This window comes from Mesorhizobium sp. AD1-1, assembly GCF_020164655.1.
GTDB classification, from domain to species: Bacteria; Pseudomonadota; Alphaproteobacteria; order Rhizobiales; family Rhizobiaceae; genus Mesorhizobium; species Mesorhizobium ciceri.
Genome location: NZ_JAIUGP010000012.1, coordinates 11,756 through 28,969, shown reverse-complemented (window position 1 = coordinate 28,969; position 17,214 = coordinate 11,756). Strand labels below are relative to the sequence as shown.

Below are 17,214 nucleotides of genomic sequence, written 5' to 3'. Positions count from 1 at the left end.
GTGGTGGAATTCGCTTGAAATCAAACCTGTTCGATAGCGCCGGTGATCAGCCCCGTGACTTCCTCGGGCGAGCTCGACGCAATCGTCTTGTCGGCGACCTTGCGCCCGCGCCGCATGACGATGACGCGGTCGGCGACGGTGAACACGTCAGGCATGCGGTGGCTGATCAGAACGACGGCGATGCCCTGATCGCGCAAATGGCGGATAAGGTTCAGCACTTCGGCGACCTGGCGCACCGAGATCGCCGCCGTCGGTTCGTCCATCAGCACGATCTTGGCCTGCGACAGCATGGTGCGGGCAATCGCCACCGCCTGGCGCTGGCCGCCCGACATCTGCTTGACGAGGTCGCGCGGACGGGTCTCGGACTTCAATTCGGCGAAGAGCTGGCCGGCACGCTTGTACATCGAGGCATAGTCGAGGATCCGGAACGGCCCGACGCCGCGCCGCAACTCACGGCCGAGATAGACATTGGCGGCGGCAGTCAGATTGTTGCAGAGCGCAAGGTCCTGGTGGACGATCTCGATGCCGTGCTGGCGGGCTTCCGCCGGCTTGTGCAGGATCAATTCCTTGCCGTCCATGTGCATGGTGCCATGGCTCGGGCGGAAATTGCCAGCGATCATCTTGACCAGCGTCGACTTGCCGGCGCCGTTGTCGCCCATCAGGCCGACCACCTGTCCGGGCTCGATCGACAGCGAAACGTCGTTGACGGCCTGGATGGCGCCGAAATGCCTTGAGATGTTGGTGAGTTCGAGAACCGCCACCAGCCTTTGCCTCCCCGTGTTTTGCGACCTGCAGCTGTTACCGGCGTGGATGCCGACGCTGCTTTGGCCTCGCTCTCCCCGGCTCCTCCCGAAGACGGCGTTAGCGTTCTTTTACGCAAAAGCCGGCGCACGTCAATCAATTGTCGGACGAATTGGGCCAGGACTATTTTAAAAATCCGTTTTGTAGGACAAATAGCATTGACGTTGGCGCCAAGCCGATATTAGCTAAGCGTCGGAGGAGATTATGCCGATCTCCGCTGGCGGTTCGCCGGCCGGAATTGGCGGAGGTTTGACGGTCCAGGATCCGGCGGCACCTGTGTGTGAGCTGGTCTGAAGCCGAATCTGGAAATGCTTATCGATCTGTCCTGGCGACACGAGCGCTCGCGAAACGACCCTCGGTCATCACGCATCCGGTCGATCTGTATGGCGGGCACGCCGTGTCCGTTTGTTTCAAGGGAGGACTGACATGAGGAAAACACTTTTGCTCGCCGCCGTCGCCGCCATGGCGTTGGGTGCCGGGCCGGCTTTGGCCAAGAAACAGCTCGTCATTGTCGTGAAAGGTCTCGACAATCCGTTCTTCGAGGCCATCCACCAGGGCTGCGAGAAGTGGAACAAGGAAAACGCCAGCTCGGAATATGAATGCTTCTACACCGGTCCGGCGTCGACTTCGGACGAGGCCGGCGAGGCGCAGATCGTCCAGGACATGCTGAGCAAGGCCGACACGGTGGCGATGGCGATCTCGCCGTCCAACGCGCCGCTGATCGCGCAGACGATCAAGAGTGCCAATCCGTCGATCCCGATCATGACGGTCGATGCCGATCTCAGCAAGGAAGACGCAGGTCTTCGCAAGACCTATCTCGGTACCGACAATTACCTGATGGGCAAGAAGATCGGCGAGTACATCAAGAAGGGCAAGCCGAATGGTGGCACGATCTGCACCATCGAAGGCAACCCGGCAGCCGACAACATCCTGCGCCGTGCGCAAGGCATGCGTGACGCACTGTCGGGCAAGGAGGGCCTCGCCGCACTTGCCGGTGAAGGTGGCTGGACCGAAGTCGCCGGCTGCCCGGTGTTCACCAACGACGATGGCGCCAAGGGCGTGCAGGCGATGACCGACATCCTCGCCGCCAACCCCAAGCTGGACGCCTTCGGCATCATGGGCGGCTGGCCGCTGTTCGGCGCGCCGCAGCCCTATCGCGATCTGTTCGGACCGCTCAAGGACCGGATCGCCAGCAACGACTTCGTCATCGGCGCCGCCGACACGATCGGCGACGAGATTGCGATCGCTCGTGACGGCCTTGTAACGGCTCTGGTCGGCCAGCGGCCGTTCGAAATGGGCTACAAGGCACCGTCGGTGATGATCGACCTGATCGAAGGCAAGGCGGTCGCCGATCCGGTGTTCACCGGCCTCGACGAGTGCACCAAGGATACGGTCGACACCTGCATCCAGAAGTAGGTTCTCGATTTCGGGGCGCCCGGCTGCGGGCGCCCCGTCATTCCTGGACGGAAGCGATAATTCCCGAACGGACGCAATGGTTGGGGCAACCGGCTCCGGCTTTGCTGCGCCCGTGATCTGGATTTTTCGGCAACGAGATCGGCGCCCGTGCGGTTCGGACCAGTCCGGACGACAGACGGTCGACGCATTGGAACGTGGATGCCGGACGAGAAGTCAAGCAAGCGAACCGACCGGGCCAAGGCACAAGCCAGCCACGGCCCGGCTGTCATGCGCAAGGCCGGTGCCGCGCATTTTGCGGGAGCGAGCGTCCATGTCTCGCTGGCCGGCGAGATCGGCCTGCGGATCGTGCGTGGCGACTATCCGCCCGGCACCATCCTGCCCAACGAGTCCAGATGGGCCGAGATCTTCAATGTCAGCCGTTCGGCGGTGCGCGAAGCCATCAAGATGCTGATGGCGAAAAGCCTGTTGGCCTCACGCCCCAAGATCGGCAGCTGGGTCGAGCCGAAGGAGCGCTGGAACCTGCTCGACCGCGACGTGCTGGCCTGGTACGCGACGGCGCCCGACCGCGAGGCGTTCCTGCGAACCGTGCAGGAGTTTCGTCATATCATCGAGCCGGAAGCATCGGCCTTTGCCGCCATACGGCGCAGTGACGAGCAAATGGCGGAAATCAGCCAGGCCTGCCGCGAGATGGGCGAGGCCTTGAGCCTGCAGGAGCGTATCCGCGCCGATACGCGCTTTCATCTGGCCATCCTGCGCGCCTCCGGCAACGACCTCCTTGTGCCGCTCGGCGTGTTGATCGAGTCGGCGCTCGACCATCTCTTCGCATTCACGACACAGCAGGTGGCCGATCAGCGCCAGGCGCAGAAGCTGCATGAGGCAATCGAAAAGAACATCCGCCTGCAGCGCCCAGCCGCCGCGCGCAACGCCGTGCACAAGCTGCTTGCGGATACCGATGAAGGGATCGGGCGCTGGAGGCGGTGATCGGCGCCTGCGTTGGGCAATCGGTTAAATGGTCTGCTTCTTGCCATCCTTCATCGGCATCAGGTCGACGCCGTTCACCTTGCCGATATGCGTTGCCAGCATCGGTACGAATTGCTCGGCCGGGCCGGTTGCATGAGCACCGGCGAAGGCGTTCTTGGTGGCGTTGCCGAGCGGGTTGGCAATGCCGGCCGCACCCGCCATCGATTCCAGATAGGTCAGGTCCTTGAAGGCATTGGCGATGGTGAATTTGTGCGCGTCGCGGTCACCTTCCAGCGTCCAGCGCATGAAGGTCTGGTAGAAGCCGCAATCCATACGGCCATTGCGGATGACGCTGTCGAAGCGCGGCGGCGAGATGCCGACCTTCTCAGCCAGTGCCAGTGCCTCGGAATAGATCGCGGCGTAGCCGAGCGAGATGAAATTGTTGAGCAGCTTCATGCGATGGCCATCGCCGGTGTCGCCGATATGGACGATGCGGCCGGCCCAGGTTTCGATTACCGGTTTCACCCTGGCAAAGAGGGCGTCCGGCGCGCCGACCATGGCGTCGAGTGTGCCTTCCCAGGCTTCCTTCGGCGTGCGGCTGAGCGGTGCGTCGACAAAATCGATGCCGAGCGCCTTGAGTTCAGCGGCAAGCGCAATGGTCGAGACGGGGTCGGAGGTCGAGCAGTCGACGACGACGGAACCTTTCTTCAAACCCTCCTTGAGGCCGCCCGGGCCGCGAATGATGGCTTCGACCTCGCGCGAACCGGTGACGCAGATGAAGACGATTGTCGATGCCGCCGCCACATCGCGCGAGGTCGATGCTTCGGTGGCGCCGCGGCCAAGCAGGTCTTCCGCCGGCTTGCGGTTCTTGCGGCCGAGAAAGGTCAGGCTGTAGCCCTTGTCGACGATGTTCTTGGCGATCCCGTGGCCCATCAGGCCAAGCCCGATGAAGCCGATCTTTTCGCTCGCGGCAGTCGTGTTCATGTCTTCAAGTCCTGTTGCAATGATGGATGTCAGGCGCTGCCGTTTTGCAGGCGTGGGTGGTTGCGGATGGCGATATTGTCTGACAATACACATAAATTCCTGAGGATGTGGAGAGCAAAATGACGAAGCGGATCATGTTCACCGGCGGCAGCGGCAAGGCCGGACGCCATGTCGTCCAGTATCTGGTCGAGCAAGGCTGCCAGGTGCTCAACATCGACACCAAGCCGCTCGACAACCCCAAGGTGCGCACGCTGATCACCGACATCACCGACAGCGGGCAGGTGTTCAACGCACTGTCGAGCTATATGGGCCTGCATGAATTCGACCCCTCGCTGCGTCCGCAGCCGGTCGATGCGGTGGTGCATTTCGCCGCCATCCCGCGCATCATGATCACCACCGACAACGAGGTGTTCCGCATCAATGCGCTCGGCACCTACAATGTCATCGAGGCGGCAGTTAAGCTCGGTATCCGAAAGGTAATCATCGCCTCCAGCGAGACCACCTATGGGCTGGTCTTCGCCAACGAGCCGCGCGATCCAAAATATTTCCCGCTCGACGAGGAGTATGACGTCGATCCGATGGACAGCTATGCCTTGTCCAAGGTCGTCAACGAGAAGACGGCGCGGGCCTTCGCGCAGCGCAACGGCACCGACATTTATGCCCTGCGCATCGGCAACGTCATCGAGCCGCACGAATATTCGCTGTTTCCGAAATGGTTCGCCGATCCGGGTTTCCGCAAGCGCATCGCCTGGAGCTATGTCGACGCGCGCGACCTTGGCCAGATCACGCTGCGCGCCATAGAGAAGGACGGGCTCGGCTATCAGGTGTTCAACGCGGCCAATGACGACACCTCGTCCGACCTGCCGACAGCCGAACTCTTGAAGCGGTTCTACCCCGGCGTGCCGGTCAAGGCCGAACTCGGCGAATACGAGACGCTGCTCTCCAACCGCAAGGCGCGTGACGTGCTGGGCTTCCGCCCGGAGCATAGCTGGCGCAAATACGTCAAGCAGGCCTAGGCATGTCGACACTCAGGTGATGCCGGCCTGCGAATGACGGCTTTCTGCGCTTCCGCCTTCGCCGGCCGAAGCGCTTATGAGTGGTCGTGGCAGTCAAGGCTACGGCCGGCGTAGGCCGATGCTCACGTACCCAAAAGTACGCTGCGCTCCGGTTCTTGAAATCCGTCATTCTCGGCTCGGCCTGATCTGAATATCGACATGCCAATCAAGCGGCGGATCGGGGCTGATCTGTGCACAGCGGGCAGCTTTGCGATGCAAGCCGCTTGCCGCGCTTGACAGCCTGCTTAATACGGACTTTCTGGACCCCATGCGGGACGCGAAGCCGAACAAGGAAAAATCGTTGGGGAAAGCGGCCTCCGGGGACCGTCCGGGCGGCGTTCGCCGGGCGGACGCCGCGCGTATTCCCGGCTCCAGCGTCCACGCCTCGCTGGCCAGTGAAATTGGCCTCAGGATCGTGCGCGGCGATTATCCGCCTGGCACCATCCTGCCCAATGAAGCGAAATGGTCGGAGACCTTCAGCGTCAGCCGCTCGGCGGTGCGCGAAGCGATCAAGATGCTGATGGCCAAGAGCCTTTTGGCCTCACGTCCCAAGATCGGCAGCTGGGTCGAGCCGAAGGAACGGTGGAACCTGCTCGATCGCGATGTGCTGGCCTGGTACGCGACGTCGCCGGACCGCGAAGTGTTCCTCAAGACCGTGCAGGAATTCCGCCACATCATCGAGCCGGAAGCGACCGCGTTCGCCGCCATGCGAAGAACCGACGAGCAAATGGCCGAGATCAGCCTGGCCTGCCGTGAGATGGGCGCGGCGACGAGCCTGCAGGAGCGGACCCGCGCCGACACGCGCTTCCATCTCGCCATCCTGCGGGCTTCGGGCAACGACCTGCTGGTGCCGCTCGGCGTACTGATCGAATCCGCCTTCGATCATCTCTTTGCCTATACGACACGGGAGATCGACGATCTCAACCACGCGCAGAAGCTGCACGAGGCGATCGAGAAGAACATCCGCCTGCAGCGCCCCGACGCGGCGCGCAATGCTGTGCGCAAACTGCTCGCCAACACAGACGGCGTCATCCGCGCCCGGTAGGGCCGGACCGGCCGCTAATCATCCTTGTCACGTCCGAAGGCGCTGCGCAGTTCGTCCTTGGCGTCCTCAAGCACTTTTTTGCGCGCGGCAGGCAAGTTCTTGCCGGCGCGGTTGATGTAAAAATTCAGCATCGACATGGCGGATTGAAAAGGCTCGGCCTTGCGCCTGTGGCTGTGTTCGGCGGATCGTTTCAGCGAGGCGGCGATCTTCCTGGCGTCGTCGGATTCGAAGACGTGATCCTCAAGATCCATTGCGTTGCTGTGCTCGGTCACCTCGGCCGACCATTTTTTCCTGGTGGCGGTCATCGCAGGACTCCTTTGCGGGGTGGTTGCCGGGAAACTCCGCACATCGGCATCGGTTCCTGCCACCTTGCCGGCTCTGGGGCCACGGATTTGCCAGTTGTGGCGCTGCTTTATGCGGTGATCTCCGGCTCGCCTATTCAGCGCTAGCCACAGAGGAGCAACCGATCCGGCTTCCTCATATGGCTGAGAGCCGGCAATGACACTGCTATTCATCTGCAATGTCGAGAGTTGTAACGGTCGATTGACGTTGCTCATGCAACTGGCCCACAACGCGGTATGAAATCTCTAAATCCATCTTGGATCCAATTACATCAGGGTCTTCGGTAAATTCTCCATCTTTCGATAAGAGGATCTTCAGCCGCCGCTTGGGCGGTTGCTGACTCCGATCAACCCACCCGTCTACTCCGAAGCTAGCGCGCTCACCGAGATATTGCTGTTGTTTCCATGTCGGGACCGAAAGGTCATCGGCATCGGCTAGGTCATAGATCGCAAGGCGATTAGTGTTTCTAACGATCGTAACGGTGTCGACCATAATCCGTCGTCTGTTCCAATTGCGAACCGTGAGCACGGTTCGTCGGGTCCGACGGTTTCTCCCAATGATAAATTCGGGATCTGCGTCGCCGATCGCGAACTCCGTTTGACGACGCGCTTCACGCACCTGCGAAGCGACATATGGCAGTGCGAGTATCGCGCCCACGAACGCGGCCCAACCGCTAAGCGCGCCCACCCACTCTCTAACGCAATTCTTTTCGCTGACAAGACACCAATGAGCATCAAATAGGGCGAAATGCGTGCCGTACAAAAACGCAAAGCCGCCCAAGAAAGCGGCGATAGACGTGGCGGCTATATAGCTGGTCTCGGGTCCCCTCATGTAGCGGAAAATATCACGTATTGTGGCTCGCTGACGAGAGCCGACTGTGACATCACCTACGCTGTCTACCAATGTCGGTAGCTAACTGCACGTTGGCCGTCTTTTGTCATTGTCGGGAAGCTCCGCAGATTGGCATTGACCCCACGCCCGCCCCTGGCTCTGGAGCCACGGATTTGCCCGCTGTGGCGCTGCTGCGGCCTGAGAATGCGCCGATAGTGCCGCAAACGGCAGCCGATCTCCGAGACCGCCGACAGGAAACGCCTTGACCCGAACCGACAGCCTCCAGCCCGGCCCCGGCATCGACAGCTCCTATGCCTGGATGCGGCTTGCCATCTCGATGCTGCTGGCGACGATCGGCGCCGTGGGCATGTGGGCTGTCGTCGTCGTGCTGCCCGCCGTGCAGGCCGAGTTCGGCGTCGACCGCGCCGCGGCGTCCATGCCTTACACGGCGACCATGGTCGGTTTCGCCGCCGGCAACGTGCTGGTCGGCCGCGCCATCGACCGGATGGGTTACTGGATCCCGGCGCTGATCTCTTCGATTGCGCTTTCCGCCGGCCTGCTGCTCGCGGCGCTATCGACCTCGATCCTGCAATTCACGCTTGCCCAGGGAGTGCTGATCGGTATCGGCACGTCGGTGATCTTCGGGCCGCTGATCGCCGATATCTCGCACTGGTTCAACCGCCGTCGCGGTGTTGCGGTCACGGCGGCGGCGGCCGGCAATTATCTTGCCGGGGCGTTGTGGCCGACCATCATGCCGACGCTGATGAAGGCGGAGGGCTGGCGCTTCACCTATGCGGCAATCGGCATCTTCTGCCTGGTGACAATGGTGCCGCTGGTGCTGATGCTGCGGCGCGGTGCCCCGGCGGCGGCCGTCGCGGGTTCGCCCGGAAGCCGGTCGGTGCAGCCGATCTCGCTGTCGCCGGCGGCCTTGCAGGTGCTGCTGGTCGTCGCCGGGCTCGGCTGCTGCGTGGCGATGTCGATGCCGCAAGTGCATATCGTCGCCTATTGCATGGACCTTGGCTACGGCGTCGCACATGGCGCCGACATGCTGTCGATCATGATGGCGGGCGGCGTCGTCAGCCGGCTGGCGTCCGGCTTCCTCGCCGACCGTATCGGCGCCGTGTGGACATTGATGATCGGCTCGGTCCTGCAGTGCCTGTCGCTGCTATTCTACATCCCGTTCGACGGGCTTGCCTCGCTCTATGTGGTGTCGCTGGTGTTCGGCCTGTCGCAGGGCGGCATCGTGCCTTGCTACGCGATCATCGTGCGCGATTACATGCCGGCCAACGAGGCCGGCCAGCGTATCGGCATCGTCATGATGGCGACCATCTTCGGCATGGCGATCGGCGGCTGGATGTCGGGCTGGATCTACGATTTGACCGGCTCTTATGCGGCTGCGTTCCTGAACGGCATTGCCTGGAATATCTTGAATATACTGGCTATCGTTCTGTTATTGTGGCGGTCGCGGCGATCATTGACGGTTGCAGCTTAAGCCTTATTCCGGGCGCACAAAATGCATCTCGATCTTCACGGTAAGCCCATTCTTCTAACAATAGCGGTGTGGGCCTGCACCGCGGGATGCTTCGCAGGCGCCGCCGCAATTTTCTATTCGATTATCCTGGTGCTCGGCAGAACCGGGGCGCTTGTAGACACTACTGAGGAAAGATCACTTGGTTGGAGCGAGCGAGCCGGCCGCAGGAATAGCCGTTTCAACAGATTTCTTGTTGCTGACGAATTCCGATCGCTTCGCAAGCTCCTGTTTGGAGCATGGGCCGGATTTTTAGTCTCGTTTGGTCTTCTTTCTCTGCTGATTTTTCTCTTTGGGGAGCGGACATTGACCTAGCGTCGAGAAGGAAGCACGCGGATAAATATCCCACTTTGACAACATATGACGGCTGCGGGCGCGATGGCTTCCGATCTGTATCTTGCGAGGACTCGATTTTGACCAAGCTGCGCACGCGCCGGGGCGGCGGCCGGCCGACCATCGCGGATGTCGCGCGCAAGGCCGGTGTCGGCGCCATCACCGTGTCGCGCGCCCTGCGCGAGCCGGAGCGTGTCTCCGAAGAGTTGCGCCGCCAGATCCAGGCCGCTGTCGACGAACTGGGCTACGTGCCGGACCCGAATGCCCGGGCGCTGGCCTCGGCGCGCGCCGAGGTGTTCGGCGTGCTGGTGCCGTCGCTTACCAACAACGTCTTCGCCGAGGTGGTGCGCGGCATCTATGACAGCCTGTCGGCCAGCCCGTTCCGCATCCAGCTTGGCAACACCCACTATTCCGGCCTCGAGGAAGAGCGGCTGCTGCAGCTGTTCGGTTCGCAACGGCCAGCGGCGCTGATCGTCGCCGGCATCGATCAGACGCCGGCTTCGCGAAAGCTGCTGGAAAGTGCCGGCTGCCCTGTGGTGCAGGTGATGGAAACCGGTCCCGATCCGGTCGACATGATGGTCGGCTTCTCGCATCTCGATGGCGGGAGGGCGGCGACCGAGCATCTGATCGAGGCCGGCTATCGCCGCATCGGCTTCATCGGCGCGCGCATGGATCCGCGTTCGCAGCGGCGCCTTGCCGGCTATCGCGCGGCGATGGAGGCCGCGGGCCTGTTCGACCCGCGCCTCGTCACCACCACGCCGGTGCTGTCCAGCGTGTCGCTCGGCCGCGAGATGTTCCGCGACGCGCTGGCCAAGGTGCCGACACTCGACGGGGTGTTCTGCAACAATGACGACATCGCGCTCGGCGTCTTGTTCGAATGCCATCGCGCCTCGATCGCGGTGCCGAAGACGATCGGCATCGTCGGTTTCAACGATCTCGACATGATGCAGGTGGCGTTTCCTTCGGTCACCAGCATCCGCACCCATCGTTATGAGATCGGCCGGCGTGCCGTCGCCATGGCGCTTGCTGCGATCGCCGGCAAAAGACCGGAGCAACGGATCGTAGACCTCGGTTTCGAGCTCAAGCGCCGCGAGAGCACGGCGCGTTGAAACGCACAGAAGCGACTGTGCGAATGCCGGTTTACACGCCAATTTGGTAGCGCTACCATCTCCTACAGGCAGGTGCATGAACGACAGGTCGCACCTGTTTATTATACATAAGCGACAACTAATACTTGTTTATTATGGATAATATGATAGTTTTCGCCCCGCTGGCGGCGACAAGGGAGGTACCGGGTCGGCCATCACGGGCGGCCGAGGAAGCGCATGGCGAGGCGGGAGGTGCCGGTCCATCGCGCGAAAAATTCGCATTGCGAAACGAACAATCAGAACTGCAATCGGGAGGATTATCGATGATCAAGTCACTTGTTGGTGGCGTCGTTGCCGCCACTGCATTCGTCATGCTCAATTCGGCCGCCATGGCCGCCGGACCCGAAATCGTGTCGGGTCCCGCCGCTCAGGCGGACTGTTTCGCGCCGTGGAGCGCGGAGACCAAATTCTTCAAATATCCCAAGAAGGAAGGGCCGTTCCGCATCGCCTTCGCCAATGGCTATATCGCCAACACCTGGCGCATCCAGATGGTGCAGACGGCCAAGGCCTACGCCGCGCAACCTGAAGTCAAAGCCAAGATCAAGGAATTCAAGGTCGTCTCGACGGGCGAGGACGTGCCGGCACAGATCTCGGCGATCAACAATTTCATCGATTCCGGCTATGACGCCATCGTCACCGACGCCCAGAACCCGACGGCCTTCGGTCCGGTCATCAAGCGTGCCAAGGAAGCGGGCATCGTGCTGGTCGCCTTCGACAACATTCTCGACACCAAGGACGCCATCAACGTCAATGTCGATCAGAAGGGTCTTGGCGAATTGTGGGCCAAGTGGCTGGTCGGCAAGATACCGAACGGCGGCAAGATCCTGGAAGTGCGCGGCGTCGCCGGCACCTCCGTCGACACCGATCGTCACAACGGCATCCACGAGGTCTTCGATGCGTCCGGCAAGAAGTGGGACGTGACCGAAGTCGCCGGCAAATGGGATGACGGCGTGGCACAGAAGGTGACCGCGGATGCGATCGCCACCAACGGTCCGTTCGACGGCATCACCGGGCAGGGCGGCGACACGGGCATCGTGCAGGCGATGATCGACGCCAAGCATCCGTTCGTGCCGTTTGGCGGCGAGACCGAGAACGGCTTCCGCAAGTTCTGCGCCGCGCATTCAGCCGACGGGCTGAAGTGCTCGTCCGCGGGCTCGGGCCCGGCTCAGGTCGCCGTCGCCATCAAGACCGCGATCGCCGCACTCGAAGGCGAAGTCGTGCCACAAGAGGTGAAGCTGCCGCTGGCGATCGCCGAAGACCCGAACATGAAGGAAGGCACGGATTACTTCCCCAAGGAATCCGACAATTTCTTCGTCGGCAATTCCTTCCCGACCTGCGGCATCAATTTCAGCGCCCAGGAAATCATGGGTCAGACCAAGGAAAACCAGTAAATCATCGCTGGCTGTCACCTGGCGCCGCGGCTTGAGCCGCGGCGTTTGTCTCAATTCCACAATCGCCCTGGGAGGGCCGATGGACGGTGCGGCTCCGCTCTTTCGTATGGAAGGCATATCCAAGCGCTATGGCGGTGTACGCGCGCTGGAAAAGGCCGAGCTTGTTGTCGAAGCCGGCAGCATCCACGCCATTCTCGGCGAAAACGGCGCCGGCAAGTCGACGCTGATCAAGGTCATGGCAGGTGTCGTGGCGCCCGATGAGGGCCGCATGACGCTGGACGGGCGCGAGGCGACCTTCGCTTCTCCGGGTGCCGCCAACAAGGCCGGCATCGTCTGCATCTTCCAGGAACTGTCGCTGGTCCCCGAGCTAAGCGTTGCCGACAACATCGTCATTTCCGACCCGCCCAAACGCTTCGGCATGATCGACCGCAAGGCGCAGCGCCGCATCGCCGAAGAAGCACTTGCTCGTGCCGGCGCCGCCGACATCCACCCGCTGGCGCTGGTCAAGGACCTGCCATTGTCGCGCCGGCAGATGGTCGAGATCGCCAAGGCATTGGCACGCAAGCCGCGCATCCTCATCCTCGACGAGGCGACCTCCGCGCTGACTGCCGCGGATGTCTCGAAGATCTTCGCGGTGCTGAAGCGGCTGCGCTCGGAAGGGCTGGCGCTGCTTTACATCTCGCACCGCATGAACGAGATCGCCGAACTGGCGGATCAGTGCACGGTGTTCCGCAACGGCCGCAATGTCGCCAGCTATCCAGCCGGCTCGAAGAGTGACAATGAGGTGGTCGAACTGATGATCGGCCGCGAATACAGCCATATCTTTCCGCCCAAGCCGACGGCCGTGCCTGCCGCCGCGGCCCCCAGGCTCGAGGCCCGCAAGCTCTCATGGGCCGACCGGCTGCACGACATCTCGCTGACCGTCAGGGCAGGTGAGGTGGTCGGCCTTGGCGGCCTCGACGGCCAGGGCCAGCGCGAATTGCTGCTCGCCTTCTTCGGCGTGCTGCGCGGCCTCAGCGGCCAGATCCTGATCGACGGCAAGCCTGTGTCGATCACCAGTCCATCCGTTGCGCGCGACGACGGCATCGGCATGGCGCTCATTCCCGAGGACCGCAAGACCGAAGGGCTGATGCTGCCGATGACGGTGCGCGAGAACCTGTCCTTCGCCGCCCTCGACCGGCTGTCGAAAGCCGGCATCATCGACCGTGCCGCCGAGCAGCGGCTGATCGACGACATGGTCGGCCTTTTGGCGATCAAGACCGCGGGCCTCGACATTCCGGTCGGCGCGCTTTCGGGCGGCAACCAGCAGAAGGTGGTCATCGCCAAATGGCTGATGCGCCAGCCGCGCATCATCCTGCTCAACGATCCGACGCGCGGCATCGACGTCGGCACCAAGCAGGAGCTGTACCAGCTGATGCGCAAACTGGCCGACGCGGGTGCGGCGATCCTGTTCTACTCGACCGACTATGACGAGCTGATCGGCTGCTGCGACCGTGTGCTGGTGCTCTATGACGGGGCGGTCAAGCGCGAGCTGGTCGGCGCCGAGATCACCGAGCGGGCGCTGATATCAAGCGCGCTCAACATCCATGGCGAGGAGAGCCCGGTGGGCCTGGGAGTGGGCGCATGAAGGATTGGCGTTACTGGCTGGCCGAGCAGCGCGGAACGCTGCTGGCGTTCGGCATCTTCATCGTCATGTTCGTCATCTACACCTCGAACCATCCGGCCGGCTTCACCGCCAATGTGGTGCAGACGGCGGCCAACAAGGGCGTGCTGCTCGCCTTCGTCGCCATGGCGCAGACGCTGGTGGTGATCACCGCCGGCATCGACCTGTCCGTCGGCATGATTTTTCTCCTCACCAACTGCCTGGCTTCGTGGCTGGTGGTGGGAACGCCGATGCAGACGACGCTCGGCGTCATCGCCGTGCTGGCGGTGGGACTGCTGTGCGGCGCCATCAACGGCGCCATCGTCATCTATGGCCGGCTGCAGCCGATTGTCGCCACCATTGCCACAGGCGCCGTCTATTACGGCATCGGCCTGTTGCTGCGGCCATTTCCGGGCGGCTCGGTCAATGAGGACCTGGCCGATGCGCTGACCGGCCGTGTGTTCGGCGTGGTGCCGGCAAGTCTCATCGTGCTGCTGGCCATCGTGCTGGTGATCTGGGTGCCGTTCAGCCGCTCGGTGCTTGGCCGCGCCGCCTACGCGGCAGGCTCATCGGAGACGGCGGCCTACATGTCGGGTGTGCCGATCCGGCGCGGCAAGTTCGCCGCCTACACGCTGGCCGGCCTGCTGGCGGCGATCGGCGGACTGTTCCTGACCTTCTTCACCTATACGGGTGAGGCGGCCTATGCCAGCGGCAACTCCTACACGCTGTTTTCGATCGCCGCCGTGGTGCTCGGCGGGGTTTCGCTGTTCGGCGGCAAGGGCAGCGCCATCGGCGCCATCTTCGGCGCACTGGCTTTCCGCACGATCGGCGACTTGTTGTTCGTCTTCGATTTCGATCCGCTCTGGCAGCCGCTGTTCCAGGGCGTTATCCTGCTGGTCGCCGTCAGCCTCGGCGCCTTCGCCCTGTTTCGGGTCCGCAACCGGCTGGAGTGGTTCCTGTGAGCGAAACGACGCTTGGCGGCATTGCCGGCCGCATGCCCAGATTCATCCGCCGCGCCGATCCGGCGGTGCTGACGGCCTTTGCCTGCATCGTGCTTTTGCTGTTCTTCGGCAGCCTCTACTCCAGAAGCTTCCTGTCGCCTGAATATCTCCTGCAGCAGCTCAAGGTGGCTTCATTCCTCGGCGTCATCGCGACAGGCATGATGCTGGTCATCCTGCTCGGCCAGATCGACCTGTCGGTGCCGTGGGCGGTGGCGGCGGGCGCCATGATGGCCTGCGCCGCGGCGGCGTACGGCCCGGTCGGCGTGGCGTTGGCCATCCCGTTCGGCATCATCTGCGGCATGCTGATCGGCGTCGTCAACGGCATCGGCGTCGCCTATCTGCGCATCCCCTCGATGATCATCACATTGGCCACCAACGCTGTCGCGCAAGGGCTGATGGTGGTCTACACCGGCGGCTTCTCGCCGCAGGATTCGGCGACGGGCGCGATGCGCTACCTGGCGACCGGTTTCGCCATTCCGGGCGTGCCCAACGCCGTCATCATCTGGGCGCTGATCGGGGCCGCGATGGTGTTCGTGCTGACGCGGACCGGCTTCGGCCGCACCGTCTACGGCATCGGCAACCGCGAGCGCGCGGCCTATCTCTCCGGCATCGACACAAGGCGCGTGGTGATGATCGCCTTCGCCGTCTCCGGCGGGCTCTCGGCTTTCGGCGGCGTGCTTCTGGCCGGCTATGCCTCCAAGGCGGCGCAGTCGATGGGCGACGCTTATCTGCTGCCGTCGATCGCCGCGGTGGTGCTTGGCGGCACCTCGATCCTGGGCGGGCGCGGCTCCTATCTCGGCACTGTCGCCGGTGTCATCCTCATCACGTTGCTGCAATCCATCTTGTCGGTCATGCAGATGCCGGAGGCGGGGCGGCAGATCATCTACGGTGTCGTCATCGTCGCCATGCTGCTGCTCTACGGCCGCGCGCCGGCAAGCCGCTGACAGTGGACGAAGCGGCAGCACAGGCGCCGACGAGCGCCCCCGGCTCGGTGCCGGCCATCGTGGTTATGGGCGTCGCCGGCTGCGGCAAGTCGGCGGTGGGCATTGGGCTTGCCGCCGCTCTGGGCGTTACCTTTATCGAGGGCGACAGGCTGCATCCTCCGGAAAACGTCGCACGCATGGCAAGCGGCGAGCCGCTTACCGATCAGCTGCGCGAAGGCTGGCTCAACGCGATCGGCGAGCGCATCGCCGCGTCGGTGGGGCAGGGCAACGGCGTGGTCGCCGCCTGCTCGGCGCTGAAGCGCAGCTACCGCGACCGGCTGAGCGGCTTCTGCCCGGAAATCGTCTTCCTCTATCTGGAGATCGACCCTGGTACGGCCAGGCAGCGCGTCGGCAGCCGCAAGGGCCACTTCATGCCGGCGAGCCTGGTCGACAGCCAGTTCGCCATCCTCGAGCCGCCGGCTGCGGATGAGCGCGCCTCGAAACTCAATGCCACACGCCCGGTCGGTGAGCTCGTCGCCGCCGCGGTCCGCCTGATACGCCGGTCATGAGCCTTCATCCATTCCGATGCCGATGCTGTCCGAGACCTCGGTCAGCCGCTGCCGGCGGGACCACGTCAGCATCTGCTCGGGGTAGAGCTTCAGCGCTTCCAGCAGGCGGTCGCGTTTGAGCAGGATGTAGTGCGCCTGCACAGTCATGTTCTTGGCGCCATCCCTGGCCATGTCCGTTGCCGGGCTGACAGATGCCTCCGGCGTCAGCTCGGGGCTGAGCACGGCCCGGTATTCGATGAAGGGAACCACTTCGAAGGTCGACATGGCAAACAGGGCGGTCCTGCCCCTGGCGGCGAAATTCGCCGGTGCCGAGGCGAGATGCGTCCAGCCGCTTTCGCCCATGGCTGCCTCGGTGAAGGTCGTGCCGGCGTGGACGGTGTTGGTCATCGTCACCACGCCATTCTGCTTCAGGATCTTCTGGATGCGGATGGTGACTTGATAGGTGTCGTCGCGGCCAAAGACGACCCGGCTTTTCAGGAACCGGTTTTCGACATCGATCAGCGGCGGATTGAGGAAACGCAAGCCGAACGCCGATTCGGAAATACCGTGGGTGTTGACGCTCACCTGATGCGCTTCGATACCGGCCTCGTACAGCGCGCGCTTGCCGATGATGGTCTGGGCGGTGAACTGATCGCACCAGAGGATGGCGCCGTGGCCGCGCTGCAAGGCCGACCGCAGCCCCGCCAGCCCCTCCAGCCGGATCGTCGGCGACCAGCGGCCGGCCACCAGATGAGCGGCGAGCTGCAAGCGGCGGCGGTGGCGCGCTGCCAGCAATCCCTCGAACAGCTTGCGTGCATCGATACCATCGCCCAGCACCGCGAGCGTGGCGGCAGCGTAGGCCGGGAATTCCTTGCGCATATGGCGCTTGAGGCGAAACCTCGATACGCGGCCGCAGATCGGCGCCCACCACCGCACCGGCAGTGCCGCCGCCACCACGAGATAGAAGATAGACAGCAGGCCTTCGCGAAGATCCTTGTTGGAAAAGCGGCGAAGCCGGCCAGGGCGAACCAGCTTGCGGCTGAAGAAGCGTACATCCTCCGCCCGTTCCGGGACGAAGACGTCGGCGATGATTTCAGTGCGGAAACTGGCTGCCGACGGCAGCTTGCGGGCGGCCTTGCGGGATTTTTCTAACCACCACAGCCTCATCGGTCCAGCCCGTTCTTCGAACCCCGCTTTACTGCGTCGGCTTGGGCCGTGCAAGGTCATGTCCGCGCTCGAGACTTCCGCAAATTTCGCTTGCCCTAG

General features: G+C 63.1%; 17 protein-coding genes. 12 read left to right on the top strand and 5 right to left on the bottom strand.

What is annotated here, in order from left to right:
* Positions 1-20 precede the first annotated feature (20 nt).
* Positions 21-761 carry an ATP-binding cassette domain-containing protein gene (locus LB519_RS21405; protein WP_013530854.1) on the bottom strand — a complete coding sequence of 247 codons (741 nt, stop codon included), beginning with the start codon at positions 759-761 and terminating at the stop codon, positions 21-23.
* Between the two features lie 466 nt (positions 762-1,227).
* Here LB519_RS21405 and LB519_RS21400 point away from each other — a divergent pair, with 466 nt between their 5' ends.
* Together LB519_RS21400 and LB519_RS21395 are read left to right on the top strand one after the other, a co-directional pair.
* Complete coding sequence (locus tag LB519_RS21400) at positions 1,228-2,217, top strand: sugar-binding protein (protein ID WP_013530855.1); 990 nt, start codon at positions 1,228-1,230, stop codon at positions 2,215-2,217.
* 198 nt (positions 2,218-2,415) lie between these two features.
* Positions 2,416-3,198: a FadR/GntR family transcriptional regulator gene (locus tag LB519_RS21395; RefSeq protein ID WP_013530856.1), complete on the top strand. Its 783-nt coding sequence runs from the start codon at positions 2,416-2,418 to the stop codon at positions 3,196-3,198.
* A 24-nt stretch (positions 3,199-3,222) separates the two neighbouring features.
* Here LB519_RS21395 and LB519_RS21390 read toward each other — a convergent pair whose 3' ends face one another.
* Positions 3,223-4,161, bottom strand: a complete 939-nt coding sequence (locus tag LB519_RS21390) for an NAD(P)-dependent oxidoreductase (protein ID WP_013530857.1) — start codon at positions 4,159-4,161, stop codon at positions 3,223-3,225.
* 119 nt (positions 4,162-4,280) lie between these two features.
* On the opposite strand from LB519_RS21390, the gene LB519_RS21385 reads away from it, so the two are divergent.
* Together LB519_RS21385 and LB519_RS21380 are read left to right on the top strand one after the other, a co-directional pair.
* Positions 4,281-5,177 carry an NAD-dependent epimerase/dehydratase family protein gene (locus tag LB519_RS21385; RefSeq protein ID WP_224621125.1) on the top strand — a complete coding sequence of 299 codons (897 nt, stop codon included), beginning with the start codon at positions 4,281-4,283 and terminating at the stop codon, positions 5,175-5,177.
* Positions 5,178-5,484: 307 nt separating this feature from the next.
* Positions 5,485-6,261 carry a FadR/GntR family transcriptional regulator gene (locus tag LB519_RS21380; RefSeq protein ID WP_024501538.1) on the top strand — a complete coding sequence of 259 codons (777 nt, stop codon included), beginning with the start codon at positions 5,485-5,487 and terminating at the stop codon, positions 6,259-6,261.
* Between the two features lie 14 nt (positions 6,262-6,275).
* Here LB519_RS21380 and LB519_RS31440 read toward each other — a convergent pair whose 3' ends face one another.
* Positions 6,276-6,818, bottom strand: a complete 543-nt coding sequence (locus tag LB519_RS31440; RefSeq protein ID WP_411909261.1) for a DUF3175 domain-containing protein — start codon at positions 6,816-6,818, stop codon at positions 6,276-6,278.
* Positions 6,769-7,506: a hypothetical protein gene (locus LB519_RS21370; RefSeq protein ID WP_224621124.1), complete on the bottom strand. Its 738-nt coding sequence runs from the start codon at positions 7,504-7,506 to the stop codon at positions 6,769-6,771. Before LB519_RS21370 ends, LB519_RS31440 begins: the two co-directional genes overlap by 50 nt.
* Before the next feature lie 190 nt (positions 7,507-7,696).
* On the opposite strand from LB519_RS21370, the gene LB519_RS21365 reads away from it, so the two are divergent.
* The 8 genes from LB519_RS21365 (at position 7,697) to LB519_RS21330 (ending at position 15,969) form a co-directional block, all read left to right on the top strand.
* Positions 7,697-8,926 carry an MFS transporter gene (locus tag LB519_RS21365; RefSeq protein ID WP_064993866.1) on the top strand — a complete coding sequence of 410 codons (1,230 nt, stop codon included), beginning with the start codon at positions 7,697-7,699 and terminating at the stop codon, positions 8,924-8,926.
* A 21-nt stretch (positions 8,927-8,947) separates the two neighbouring features.
* Positions 8,948-9,277: a hypothetical protein gene (locus LB519_RS21360; RefSeq protein ID WP_027160692.1), complete on the top strand. Its 330-nt coding sequence runs from the start codon at positions 8,948-8,950 to the stop codon at positions 9,275-9,277.
* 98 nt (positions 9,278-9,375) lie between these two features.
* Positions 9,376-10,404, top strand: coding sequence for a LacI family DNA-binding transcriptional regulator (locus LB519_RS21355; RefSeq protein ID WP_064993865.1), 1,029 nt, complete (start codon positions 9,376-9,378; stop codon positions 10,402-10,404).
* Positions 10,405-10,706: 302 nt separating this feature from the next.
* Positions 10,707-11,834 (top strand): sugar ABC transporter substrate-binding protein, encoded by a 1,128-nt coding sequence (locus LB519_RS21350; protein ID WP_013530863.1) that lies wholly within the window; start codon positions 10,707-10,709, stop codon positions 11,832-11,834.
* A gap of 79 nt (positions 11,835-11,913) precedes the next feature.
* Positions 11,914-13,461, top strand: coding sequence for a sugar ABC transporter ATP-binding protein (locus LB519_RS21345; RefSeq protein WP_063172531.1), 1,548 nt, complete (start codon positions 11,914-11,916; stop codon positions 13,459-13,461).
* Positions 13,458-14,438 carry an ABC transporter permease gene (locus LB519_RS21340; protein ID WP_224621122.1) on the top strand — a complete coding sequence of 327 codons (981 nt, stop codon included), beginning with the start codon at positions 13,458-13,460 and terminating at the stop codon, positions 14,436-14,438. The genes LB519_RS21345 and LB519_RS21340 overlap by 4 nt, the downstream gene beginning before the upstream one ends.
* Positions 14,435-15,421, top strand: coding sequence for an ABC transporter permease (locus LB519_RS21335; protein WP_013530866.1), 987 nt, complete (start codon positions 14,435-14,437; stop codon positions 15,419-15,421). Before LB519_RS21340 ends, LB519_RS21335 begins: the two co-directional genes overlap by 4 nt.
* A gap of 2 nt (positions 15,422-15,423) precedes the next feature.
* A complete protein-coding gene (locus LB519_RS21330; RefSeq protein ID WP_063172530.1) occupies positions 15,424-15,969 on the top strand; it encodes a gluconokinase in 546 nt (181 codons plus the stop codon).
* On the opposite strand, the gene LB519_RS21325 is transcribed toward LB519_RS21330, so the two are convergent.
* The gene (locus LB519_RS21325) at positions 15,964-17,115 is read right to left on the bottom strand and encodes a hypothetical protein (RefSeq protein ID WP_063172529.1); all 1,152 of its coding nucleotides are present in this window, start codon (positions 17,113-17,115) and stop codon (positions 15,964-15,966) included. The genes LB519_RS21330 and LB519_RS21325 overlap by 6 nt on opposite strands.
* Between the last annotated feature and the right edge of the window lie 99 nt (positions 17,116-17,214).